Source organism: Parachitinimonas caeni (genome assembly GCF_030129945.1).
In the GTDB taxonomy this organism is placed as follows: Bacteria; Pseudomonadota; Gammaproteobacteria; order Burkholderiales; family Chitinimonadaceae; genus Parachitinimonas; species Parachitinimonas caeni.
Genome location: NZ_JARRAF010000003.1, coordinates 157,618 through 167,808 on the forward strand (window position 1 = coordinate 157,618; position 10,191 = coordinate 167,808).

Below are 10,191 nucleotides of genomic sequence, written 5' to 3' on the forward strand. Positions count from 1 at the left end.
ATAAAAACAAATCAAATCGATCTTATTTTCATTTATCCAGCCGCATCCGGGCTGACGCAGCATGCGCAGCCAAGCCCTCTCCGGTGGCGAGTCGATCCGCGACCACACCAAGCGCTTGCGCTCCGGGGTGGGAAATATCCAGCAAACTAGTGCGCTTCTGGAAATCGTAAACGCCAAGCGGGCTGGCAAAGCGGGCAGTTCTGGAGGTGGGCAGCACATGATTTGGCCCGGCACAGTAATCACCCAATGACTCCGAACTGTACTTTCCAATGAAAATTGCCCCCGCATGCCGTAATTTTGGTAACCACTGATCCGGGAACTCGACAGACAATTCCAAATGCTCTGGAGCAATCCTGTTAGCTATCTCACAAGCTTCATCCGGATCTGCTGCGCAAATCAATGCTCCTCGATTCCGCAATGAGGCCGAAATGATTTCCGCTCTCGGCATGGTTGGCAACAGCTTGTCGATGGCGGCAGAAACACGATCAAGGTATTCCGCCGAGGTAGCAATCAGTATGGCCTGAGCTACTTCATCATGCTCCGCTTGACTGAACAGATCCATGGCAATCCAATCCGGATCTGTCGTGCCGTCACACAGAATCAGGATCTCAGATGGCCCGGCAATCATGTCAATGCCAACCACACCAAAAACCTTGCGCTTTGCCGCTGCAACGTAAGCATTGCCGGGACCGGTGATCTTATCAACCGCCGGAATGGTTTGTGTTCCGTAAGCCAAGGCAGCAATTGCTTGCGCCCCCCCCATTGTGAAAACCTGATCGACGCCGGCAATATAAGCAGCAGCCAAAACCAGTTCATTCTTTTCACCACGCGGAGTCGGCACCGCCATGATGATTTCCTCTACCCCTGCTACCTTAGCTGGAATGGCATTCATCAGTACCGATGAGGGGTAAGCAGCCTTGCCGCCAGGCACATAAATCCCCACGCGATCAAGCGGCGTAACAATTTGCCCCAATATCGAACCATATTCGTCGGTATAGCGCCACGAAGTAGCTTTTTGATGCTCATGATAAGTGCGAATGCGTTGAGTGGCTGTCCGCAATGCATCACGGTCTGGCTCACTCAAAGCCAGAAATGCCCGCTCAAGTTCGTCGCGACCAAGTCGCAACTCAGAAACTGCAGTGACACTGATTCCATCAAAGCGCTGGGTGTATTCCAATAAGGCGGCATCTCCTCGTACCCGCACCTGCTCGGTGATTGCATTAACCGCATGCTCAACATCTCCCCCCAAGGTGGGGTCGAAAGCCAGCAGAGCTTCCAATTTCGAATTGAAATCAGTTTGTGTGGTAATAAGACGTTGCATACAGAGATTGGCTTTTATTGGGAATCAGGCTAACAAGATATCGCGGAGGCGATCTGATCCAGCAGGGGTTGCAATTGTTTGCGCTTAAGTTTGAGTGCGGCCTGATTGACGACCAACCGGGAGCTAACATCCAGTACATGCTCAACCGCTACCAGTTGATTGGCCTTCAATGTGCTCCCTGTACTGACCAAGTCAACAATGGCATCGGCCAAACCAACCAGAGGCGCCAATTCCATTGATCCGTATAACTTGATCAGATCAACATGAACCCCTTTTTTCGCAAAGTGTTGACGAGCACTCTCCGTATATTTTGTTGCAACACGCAACCTCGCCCCTTGCCTCACCGCAGCCTCATAGTCGAATCCCACTCTGGTTGCCACCATCAAGCGGCATTGGGCAATACGTAAATCTACGGGCTGATACAAACCTGCACCGCCATGCTCAAGCAATACATCATGCCCGGCCACACCGATATCCGCAGCCCCGTATTGCACATAAGTTGGCACGTCGGTTGCCCGAACAATGATCAGGCGAATCTCTGCGTGATTGGTATCAATAATCAGCTTACGGGACGAATCTGGTGATTCAAGAGGTTCGATACCTGCAGCAGCGAGAAGTGGCAGGGTTTCTTCGAAAATACGCCCTTTTGACAGAGCTATGGTAATGGACATTACTTAATTAACCTTAGAGCGAAAGGGTAGCGATAGGCGACCCCTTCATTGGCCTTGATGCCAGCGATGACAGTAAAAACGACACCAACAATCACTAGCAATATCAATAAAGGAATACCAATGAGGATCAGCACCAAAGGCGTGCAAATCAGTCCAGCAATAAAGAGTGTGATCTGAAAGTTCAGTGCCTCTTTTCCATGGTACGCAACAAAAGGCATTTCATCTTTCTTGATCAGCCAGATGATCAGTGGGCCAAGGATCCATCCCATCGGAACCAGGTAGCCCGATAAAGCAGATAAATGCGCCAACATTCCCCATGTGCGCTCCTGGGGATTTAGTGGTGTGGGAACACTTTCCATGCAAAACCTCCTTGCTAATCCGACCATCGGCAAATTGAAAGTCCAACAAGCCCGCGACATCGACCCCAGCTTAGACTGGAACACTACCGCACAACGAGCAAGCATGGAAAATTTATTACCAAGCCGTGTTTCGGAGCCTATGGCAAACAAAGCCCCCTCACAGCGACAAGCAATAACCATCTAGCCGTTCTTGCTCGCCCATTCTTCCGGACTAAAAGTCTTCATTGACAGTGCGTGCACTTCTTCACGCATCCTATCGCCAAGCGCACGGTACACAATCTGATGCTGTTGGATGCGACTCTTACCAGAAAACTCGACACTGACGATCGTTGCCTCAAAATGATGGCCGTCACCGGATACTTCCAAAACATCGCATTTGACACCAGCCGCTATATATTGGGCGAGCACTTCAGGTTTTAACATTTACCAATTACCCACAAAAAGATTTTCAATCGTCGAAAGTCAGAAAAAAGCATAATCCCCTGCGCAGCGAGACTTAATGTCTTAATTTATATCCCGTACAGATCAGAAGTATTGCCGAACCTGCCAAAGTTAGAAACGTCAAAAACACTACGCATAAACTCATCCAGGGCGATACATCCCCTACGCCAAAGAATCCAAATCGAAAACCGTCGATCATATAAAATACGGGATTCAAATGCGATATTCTCAACCAGATATCGGGTAGGGTATGAATTGAGTAGAAAACCCCGGACAAAAAAGTCAACGGTACGATGATAAAATTCTGAAATGCTGCAAGCTGATCAAATTTCTCAGCCCAAATCCCCGCAATCAGACCCAATGTCGCCATTACACCACAGCCTAATAATGCGAATACCATTACCCAAAGCGGATGTTGCAGAGCAGGCGGTGCCATCCAGCAAGTCACCGCCAATACTCCAGCGCCAACAACCATACCCCGGACAATGGCTGCCAAGACATACGCCAGAAACAACTCAAAATGCGATAATGGGGGAAGTAAAATAAATACCAAATTGCCGGTTATTTTTGACTGAATCAAACTGGAAGAGCTATTAGCAAAAGCATTTTGCAACATCGACATCATCGCCAATCCAGGTATCAGAAACTCTACATACTGAACACCAGGATAAGGCTGCACTTGCTTCTGCAATACATGGGAGAATATTAATAGATAAAGTAACGCTGTGAGCACTGGTGCCGCAACCGTTTGGAAGCTCACTTTCCAGAATCGCATCAGCTCTTTAATAAACAGCGTATAAAAACCTCGCATCATGGGCTTTGCCTACTATGCATGTGCATCATGCCTGCGCATGGTCGCAACAAATACTTGTTCAAGATCTGGCTTATCCAGACCCATATCAAGAATCTGTAAACCAGCCACACGTATTTCCGCCAATACCCACTCCAACTCCTCGGGCGAAGAAAGTCGAATCTGATATTGATCATGTTGCTTGCTAATTAATTTGTTGTGCAAGCCTCGTGGTAGGTTTCCACCCGACAGTCGAATATTCAGGCTGCGCACCGACTGATGCTCTGACAGCAGATTGTCTTTCGTATCCAAAGCGATCACCTTGCCTTGGCGCAACATCGCTATTCGGTTACACAAGACTTCGGCCTCTTCTAAATAGTGTGTTGTAAGAACAATCGTATGACCCTTCTCATTCAACCGCTTGATGAAATCCCACAAGGTCTGTCTCAGCTCAACGTCCACCCCTGCTGTCGGCTCATCCAAGACAATGACTGGCGGACGATGTACGAGCGCTTGGGCTACCATCACCCTGCGCTTCATTCCACCAGATAATGCACGCATATTCGTATCGGCTTTATCCTCCAACCCTAAATTCTCCAGAATTTCATCTATCCAGTTCTGGTTATTGCGAAGTCCAAAATATCCAGACTGGAACTTGAGAGTCTCGCGAACAGTAAAGAATGGGTCAAATACCAGCTCTTGCGGCACGATACCGACATTGCGGCGCGCTTCTCGATAGTGTGTTTGAACATCAAAACCCATCACCTCTGCCTTACCAGAGTCAGGCTTGGTCAAGCCACCCAATATCGAAATAAGTGTTGTTTTCCCTGCGCCATTCGGCCCGAGCAAGGCAAAGAACTCCCCCTCCTGTATGGTGAATTCCACCCCATCCAGAGCCCTCAAACTTCCAAACTGTTTACGAATGGATCGGAAGGAAATCGCGTCAGGCATGAGCTGCCTCAGAGAGAGTTAAGCGGTAGGCAGCACAGCCAATGGCCTGGCAAACTCGGCATACCGAAGAGGAAACGTTATTGAATAGAAGGGCTTGCGGGCTCAGACACATCAAGCCCTTTTACATCGACATCATCTTCACCCATTGGCAGAGGCTTGGGCGGAGAACCATCGTATATCAGATTGTAACGGCGCTGCAGATAACCATCCCGCAGAAAGGAATATGGATCCAGAGCCGCCGTGTCCAGTAACTCCCCCGCCGATAACAATCGTGCTCTTTGGTCAATAGCCTCCATTACTCTCAGGCCATTTAGGGTCTGCACATCATTGATCTGATTAATCGGCTGCAACTTGGCCGCAACCGGAATATCAACGCTATCCCGCAGGGTTCTTGGACCCAGGACGGGCAGCACCAGATAAGGGCCGGAGCCAATCCCCCAGCTTCCCAGAGTCTGACCAAAATCTTCATTGTGCTTGGGAAAGCCGATAGGTGTCGCAATATCGATCAAGCCCAATAGACCCAGAGTGGAGTTAACGACAAATCGGCCAGCATCCGACCCTGCCTGCCGGACCTTCCCCTGTAACAATCCATTCAACGCAATATAAACGTCTTGCAGATTACCCAGAAAATTACCGAATGCCGTACGTACGGGGGCAGGAGTAATGGCTACATACCCTTGCGCAACAGGTTTCACTACAGCCCTGTCCAACGCATCGTTGAATGCATAAACCTTGCGATTAAGTGGCTCTAGTGGATCATAACGATTGGCAGGCGTAGCACAGCCCGTCAGGGCTACAGCAACGCATATTGAGAGCAGTGTTCGCATTTCAAATTCCACCAATCATTTAATGACCATACTTCCTGGCTCGCTGAGGACAATGCAAAAATCAGGCTATACCCTCAACGTCAACAGGGAGCATCGCATCTACGCCATACAAGTCGGCGAGCGCAAGTAAGCTTTCGGGCATATTTCGAAATCGAACTTGCTTGTTACCCTGCTGGCACACCCGAATCCAGTGAAGTAACTGGGCAACCGCCGTTGAATCAACCTCGGTTACCCGCCCCATGTCGAAGACCACCGTATCATCCTCAGGCAAATTTGCAGTATCCCGTGCAACCCGGCCCACCGACTCCAAGGTAATACTGCCAAACACCTGTACCAGTCCAATGGTCATGCCAGCCTCTTACTTTGCAGTGGTCTTGACTGCTTGTGCCGAAGCATTACGCTCCGACAGAGCCTTGATCAAGCCATCCAGACCATCCTTCAGGATAGTCTGATTAAATGAGTTACGGTAATTGGTTACGAGACTTACCCCGTCGACCGCCACATCGTATACCTTCCAGTTGTTCGATACTTTGAGCAGCTTGTAGTCGATGGGAAATGCTTGATTACCACCATTTGCAACTTCGGTTTTCACGATGACGTCCGTATCCGCATCCCCCATCTTTAACGGCTTGACGTCAATACCTTGTACTTTGTTTGCCGTCAAAGCGGTGGAGTAAGTACGAACCAGCAGTGTGCGAAACTCTCGCACCAATGCAGCTTGCTGCTCTGGCGACGCATCGCGCCAATGCTTCCCAACGGCCTGGGCAGTAATACGCGTGAAGTCAAAGCTTGGCAGGATCTTTGCCTCAATCAAATCGCGCAACTTCTTTTCATTACCCGGAAGACTCTCTTTCTTCAAGACTTCCATAACTTCCTTGCTGGTTGCGCGAACCATCGCTTCTGGCACCGGTACAGCATCTGCAGCACGCGCAATCCCGGTCAGGCCGACAACAGCGGCAACAAACAGGGCAAAAAACTTATTCATATATTCCTCAATCAGATATTCGATATGTGCGGTTCAGGCCATTCAACGGGAATGGGACTATTGTTTATTGCCGCCCGAACTACCATCGGCAGCTTTATTGAACAGCATCTGGCTGATCAGTTGCTCAAGCACGATTGCAGACGATGTCAGCTTGATTCGATCACCATCTTTCAACATGGTTTCCTCTGCACCAGGAGAAACACCAATATATTGTTCGCCAAGAATGCCTGATGTGAGAATTTCAGCCGAAGCATCACGGCTAAACAGGTATTGGCGATCCAGCTCCATCGATACCACCGCGCGGTAGCGTTTCGGATCCAGAGCAATACCCGACACCCGTCCAACTACCACGCCAGCACTTTTAATGGGGGCTCGCACCTTGAGCCCACCTATGTTGTCGAACTCGGCGCTAATTTTGTAGGTTTCGTGCTGACGCACAGTTTGCATATTAGCGACTCTCAAGGCCAGGAAAGCCAGCGCGGCAAATCCGAGTACAGCAAACAACCCAACCCAAAAGTCATAGAATTTGCGATTCACTTTTTATAATCCTCGAAACATGAAAGCGGTAAGGATGAAATCAAGCCCGAGGATTGCCAGTGACGAAGTGACTACCGTACGGGTGGTCGCCCCGGAAACTCCTTCCGCAGTCGGGTCTGCGTCATAACCTTCGAATACCGCAATCAAGGACACGGCAATACCGAAAACAATACTCTTGATGACACCATTCATGATGTCATTGGCAAAGTCGACAGATGCTTGCATCTGCGACCAGAACGAGCCGGAGTCCACACCAATCAACAGGACCCCCACCACATACCCACCCAGCACACCCATGGCGCTGAACATCGCCGCCAGCAGAGGCATTGAGATAACCCCCGCCCAGAAACGTGGGCCGACTACCCGGGCTATCGGGTTGACCGCCATCATTTCCATGGCAGACAGCTGCTCGGTCGCCTTCATCAGACCAATCTCAGCAGTAATGGCTGAACCCGCACGGCTGGCAAACAACAGCCCGCCCACTACCGGCCCGAGCTCCCGTACCAAGCTCAGCGACACCAGAACCCCAAGTGCCTCGGATGCGCCAAAGCGCTGCAAGGTGTCGTACCCCTGCAAACCCAGCACCATGCCAACAAACAAACCGGAAACAAGAATGATGATCAGGGAAAGGACCCCCGTGAAATAGATTTCACGGATCGTTAGTCCAAAACGACGGAAGGCCGTTCCGGAATTGAGCAATATTGCCAACAAGAAGCGTGCTGCAAAACCTGCCCGCATCAAGGCATTGACCAGCACCGCTCCGATCGCACTAATCCGGCGACCGCCCCAATCAAGCATTCCTGCCTCCTACAAGTGCATCACGGTAATCCGGTGCAGGGTAATGGAAGGGGACCGGACCATCCGGCTCACCTTTCACAAACTGGTGAACAAAAGGCATTTCAGATGCCCTGATCTGCTCTGGCGTGCCTTCAGCCACAATGCTGCCAGCGGACACGAAGTAGACATAATCGACAATCGCGAGCGACTCCATCACGTCATGCGTCACTACAATCGAAGTCGCGCCTAAAGCATCATTCAGACGGCGGATAAGCTGACCGATTACACCCAGAGAGATAGGGTCAAGGCCTGCAAAAGGTTCGTCATACATCATGAGCATCGGATCAAGCGCAATAGCCCGGGCCAGTGCAACCCGCCGCGCCATGCCGCCCGAGAGCTCGGAGGGCAGCAAATGGGCAGCGCCACGCAGCCCCACTGCATGCAGCTTCATCAACACGAGATCACGAATCATTGATTCTGGTAGATCTGTGTGCTCACGCATTTGAAACGCGACATTGTCAAACACAGACATATCGGTAAACAAAGCGCCGAATTGAAACAGCATGCCCATTTTGCGTCGTAAGGCATACAGCTCGTCCTGCTTCAATTCGTTTACCACCTGCCCGGCAACCCGCACCGCGCCTTTGGAAGGACGAACCTGACCACCGATCAGACGCAGCAAAGTGGTCTTACCGCAGCCAGAGCCACCCATGATGGCAACCACTTTACCCTTGGGAATGGATAGATTAATTCCGTTCAGGATGGTTCGCTGGTCGTAAGCAAACGTGACATTGTCGATTTCGACGAGAGGATCAGAGGACACAGTGCGGAATGAAAAAAGAGTGGGCAGTCGTTGCGCCAAGACAACGATTTTAAAGCAACCCATTGCACAGCAACAATTTGCACAGCATATTGGTGTTGTCAGAACACGACACCAGGAATGGAAATCGGTCCACATTTTCCGCAAAAAGCCTACATTTCAAAGCGTGCTATGCTTGTCGGAATCTCGACGCACAGGAAACGCCGATGACAGCTCCGCTACCGGGACTCTTGATCGTAGATGACGACGCGCTGATTTGTGACACGTTGAGCTTCGTGTTATCAGACAGCTACGCCATCCGTACTGCTGCATCGCGCAACGAAGCCATCGCGGTTGCGACTTCGGTTGAATTTAAAGCCCGGATTGCACTGGTTGATCTGGGTCTCCCTCCCTCCCCTCACCGTCCGGACGAGGGTTTTCGCCTGGTTGTAGAACTTCTGGCTCTGCAGCCCGACATCAAGGTCATTGTGCTGTCGGGCCAGTCATCCCCAGCCAATGCCATGCACGCCCGCACACTCGGCGCCATTGATTTCGTTGCCAAGCCTGCAGACCCGAAGGAAATTCGTACCGTGCTGGCACAGGCGCTCAATGTGCAGACTGCCGAGCGGGCCATGCAGCCCGCGCTTGAAGTGGCTGGGCTCATTGGCCAGAGCCCTCTCATGGAACGACTGAAGCGGCAAATTCACCAGTTTGCCAGTGCCCCCTTCCCGGTGCTGATCATAGGTGAGTCGGGTTCTGGCAAGGAAGCCGTAGCCAAGGCCCTGCACAGCAGCAGCCCACGCCACCCTTCACCTTTTCTCGCACTGAACTGTGCTGCATTGAATGCATCGCTGATTGAAGCAACGCTGTTTGGCCATGCAAAAGGCGCATTCACTGGGGCAACAGGTTCGAAAGCCGGCTACTTTGAGGAGGCAGGGGAAGGCACGCTGTTTCTGGATGAGATCGGCGAGCTCCCGCTGGATCTGCAATCCAAATTATTAAGAGTGCTGGAAAACGGTGAATATCAGCGCGTTGGAGAAACGCAGACCCGGCAAAGCCACGCACGAATTGTGGCGGCAACCAACCGAGACTTGCGACAGCTATCCCGGCTGGGAGAATTCCGCTCAGATCTTTACCACCGTCTGTCAGTCCTGACGATTGAAACGCCCGCCCTGCGGGAGCTTGAAGATGATCGCTGGGTGTTGCTTGAGCATTTCTCGAAGTTGTATGCCAATGAATTGAATACCCGCCTGTTTCAGCTGGATGACCCAGCACGGCAGCTGTTCGAACATTACAGTTTCCCCGGCAATGTCAGAGAGCTACGCAATATCGCGATCCGCCTATTGGCAAAGCACCCTGGTGAGCGCGTCAGCAGGCAGATTCTGGAGGCCGAGCTGGATAGTGAAGCACTCGACAGCAATCCGGTGGGCAGTGGCAACCTTGACCTCACCTCTGCAAAACGGGCACTACAAACTGCGAGCAACTTCAATCTGGATCAGGTGTTGCGCCATTGGGAGCAGACTTATATCGATGCCGCACTGAAACTAGCAGATGGCAATATGAGCCAAGCCGCAAGACTGCTGGGCATCAACCGTACGACGCTCTACAGTCGACTGGACGCCCTGCGCGAAACCAATCGGCGTTAGCAAAGGCTGATCATCAGTCCCGTGGCACTGCATTGGATGGTTTTCCCCTTCTTTGCAGGCACGATATTTGGCTGACTGAACACGTAT

General features: G+C 51.2%; 14 protein-coding genes. 2 read left to right on the forward strand and 12 right to left on the reverse strand.

Annotated elements, in window-relative coordinates; all coding sequences use genetic code 11:
• Positions 1–28: 28 nt before the first annotated feature.
• From hisD to PZA18_RS03675, 3 genes are read right to left on the reverse strand one after another with little or no spacing between them, the layout of a single operon-like run.
• Positions 29–1,321: a histidinol dehydrogenase gene (gene hisD, locus PZA18_RS03665; RefSeq protein WP_284099438.1), complete on the reverse strand. Its 1,293-nt coding sequence runs from the start codon at positions 1,319–1,321 to the stop codon at positions 29–31.
• Positions 1,322–1,350: 29 nt separating this feature from the next.
• Positions 1,351–1,992 (reverse strand): ATP phosphoribosyltransferase, encoded by a 642-nt coding sequence (gene hisG / locus PZA18_RS03670; RefSeq protein ID WP_284099439.1) that lies wholly within the window; start codon positions 1,990–1,992, stop codon positions 1,351–1,353.
• The gene (locus PZA18_RS03675; RefSeq protein WP_284099440.1) at positions 1,992–2,351 is read right to left on the reverse strand and encodes a DUF4870 domain-containing protein; all 360 of its coding nucleotides are present in this window, start codon (positions 2,349–2,351) and stop codon (positions 1,992–1,994) included. The genes hisG and PZA18_RS03675 overlap by 1 nt, the downstream gene beginning before the upstream one ends.
• On the opposite strand from PZA18_RS03675, the gene PZA18_RS03680 reads away from it, so the two are divergent.
• Positions 2,350–2,535 (forward strand): hypothetical protein, encoded by a 186-nt coding sequence (locus tag PZA18_RS03680; protein ID WP_284099441.1) that lies wholly within the window; start codon positions 2,350–2,352, stop codon positions 2,533–2,535. The genes PZA18_RS03675 and PZA18_RS03680 overlap by 2 nt on opposite strands.
• On the opposite strand, the gene PZA18_RS03685 is transcribed toward PZA18_RS03680, so the two are convergent.
• The 9 genes from PZA18_RS03685 to PZA18_RS03725 all read right to left on the reverse strand — a co-directional run bounded on the left by PZA18_RS03685 (position 2,532) and on the right by PZA18_RS03725 (position 8,482).
• Positions 2,532–2,774: a BolA family protein gene (locus tag PZA18_RS03685; protein ID WP_284099442.1), complete on the reverse strand. Its 243-nt coding sequence runs from the start codon at positions 2,772–2,774 to the stop codon at positions 2,532–2,534. The two genes, PZA18_RS03680 and PZA18_RS03685, sit on opposite strands and share 4 nt — an antisense overlap.
• Positions 2,775–2,847: 73 nt before the next feature.
• Positions 2,848–3,603: an ABC transporter permease gene (locus PZA18_RS03690; RefSeq protein ID WP_284099552.1), complete on the reverse strand. Its 756-nt coding sequence runs from the start codon at positions 3,601–3,603 to the stop codon at positions 2,848–2,850.
• Between the two features lie 15 nt (positions 3,604–3,618).
• Positions 3,619–4,533: an ABC transporter ATP-binding protein gene (locus PZA18_RS03695; RefSeq protein ID WP_284099443.1), complete on the reverse strand. Its 915-nt coding sequence runs from the start codon at positions 4,531–4,533 to the stop codon at positions 3,619–3,621.
• 77 nt (positions 4,534–4,610) lie between these two features.
• Positions 4,611–5,360: an MlaA family lipoprotein gene (locus tag PZA18_RS03700; protein ID WP_284099444.1), complete on the reverse strand. Its 750-nt coding sequence runs from the start codon at positions 5,358–5,360 to the stop codon at positions 4,611–4,613.
• Positions 5,361–5,421: 61 nt separating this feature from the next.
• Positions 5,422–5,709 (reverse strand): STAS domain-containing protein, encoded by a 288-nt coding sequence (locus PZA18_RS03705; protein WP_284099445.1) that lies wholly within the window; start codon positions 5,707–5,709, stop codon positions 5,422–5,424.
• Positions 5,710–5,718: 9 nt separating this feature from the next.
• Positions 5,719–6,345: an MlaC/ttg2D family ABC transporter substrate-binding protein gene (locus PZA18_RS03710; protein ID WP_284099446.1), complete on the reverse strand. Its 627-nt coding sequence runs from the start codon at positions 6,343–6,345 to the stop codon at positions 5,719–5,721.
• A 57-nt stretch (positions 6,346–6,402) separates the two neighbouring features.
• Positions 6,403–6,882, reverse strand: a complete 480-nt coding sequence (gene mlaD, locus PZA18_RS03715; protein ID WP_284099447.1) for an outer membrane lipid asymmetry maintenance protein MlaD — start codon at positions 6,880–6,882, stop codon at positions 6,403–6,405.
• Positions 6,883–6,885: 3 nt separating this feature from the next.
• The gene (mlaE, locus tag PZA18_RS03720; protein ID WP_284099448.1) at positions 6,886–7,680 is read right to left on the reverse strand and encodes a lipid asymmetry maintenance ABC transporter permease subunit MlaE; all 795 of its coding nucleotides are present in this window, start codon (positions 7,678–7,680) and stop codon (positions 6,886–6,888) included.
• Positions 7,673–8,482 carry an ABC transporter ATP-binding protein gene (locus tag PZA18_RS03725; protein ID WP_308447324.1) on the reverse strand — a complete coding sequence of 270 codons (810 nt, stop codon included), beginning with the start codon at positions 8,480–8,482 and terminating at the stop codon, positions 7,673–7,675. The genes mlaE and PZA18_RS03725 overlap by 8 nt, the downstream gene beginning before the upstream one ends.
• Positions 8,483–8,685: 203 nt before the next feature.
• Here PZA18_RS03725 and PZA18_RS03730 point away from each other — a divergent pair, with 203 nt between their 5' ends.
• Entirely contained in the window at positions 8,686–10,104 is a 1,419-nt protein-coding gene (locus tag PZA18_RS03730; RefSeq protein ID WP_284099451.1) for a sigma-54-dependent transcriptional regulator, read from the forward strand.
• Positions 10,105–10,191 lie beyond the last annotated feature (87 nt).

Excerpts from the sequence above, each read along its gene's own strand:
- PZA18_RS03675 (WP_284099440.1), bottom strand. The coding sequence starts at position 2,351 with ATGGAAAGTGTTCCCACACCACTAAATCCCCAGGAGCGCACATGGGGA.
- PZA18_RS03685 (WP_284099442.1), bottom strand. The coding sequence starts at position 2,774 with ATGTTAAAACCTGAAGTGCTCGCCCAATATATAGCGGCTGGTGTCAAA.
- PZA18_RS03680 (WP_284099441.1), top strand. The coding sequence starts at position 2,350 with ATGCAAAACCTCCTTGCTAATCCGACCATCGGCAAATTGAAAGTCCAA.
- hisD (WP_284099438.1), bottom strand. The coding sequence starts at position 1,321 with ATGCAACGTCTTATTACCACACAAACTGATTTCAATTCGAAATTGGAA.
- hisG (WP_284099439.1), bottom strand. The coding sequence starts at position 1,992 with ATGTCCATTACCATAGCTCTGTCAAAAGGGCGTATTTTCGAAGAAACC.
- PZA18_RS03695 (WP_284099443.1), bottom strand. The coding sequence starts at position 4,533 with ATGCCTGACGCGATTTCCTTCCGATCCATTCGTAAACAGTTTGGAAGT.
- PZA18_RS03730 (WP_284099451.1), top strand. The coding sequence starts at position 8,686 with ATGACAGCTCCGCTACCGGGACTCTTGATCGTAGATGACGACGCGCTG.
- mlaE (WP_284099448.1), bottom strand. The coding sequence starts at position 7,680 with ATGCTTGATTGGGGCGGTCGCCGGATTAGTGCGATCGGAGCGGTGCTG.
- PZA18_RS03700 (WP_284099444.1), bottom strand. The coding sequence starts at position 5,360 with ATGCGAACACTGCTCTCAATATGCGTTGCTGTAGCCCTGACGGGCTGT.
- PZA18_RS03705 (WP_284099445.1), bottom strand. The coding sequence starts at position 5,709 with ATGACCATTGGACTGGTACAGGTGTTTGGCAGTATTACCTTGGAGTCG.
- PZA18_RS03710 (WP_284099446.1), bottom strand. The coding sequence starts at position 6,345 with ATGAATAAGTTTTTTGCCCTGTTTGTTGCCGCTGTTGTCGGCCTGACC.
- PZA18_RS03690 (WP_284099552.1), bottom strand. The coding sequence starts at position 3,603 with ATGCGAGGTTTTTATACGCTGTTTATTAAAGAGCTGATGCGATTCTGG.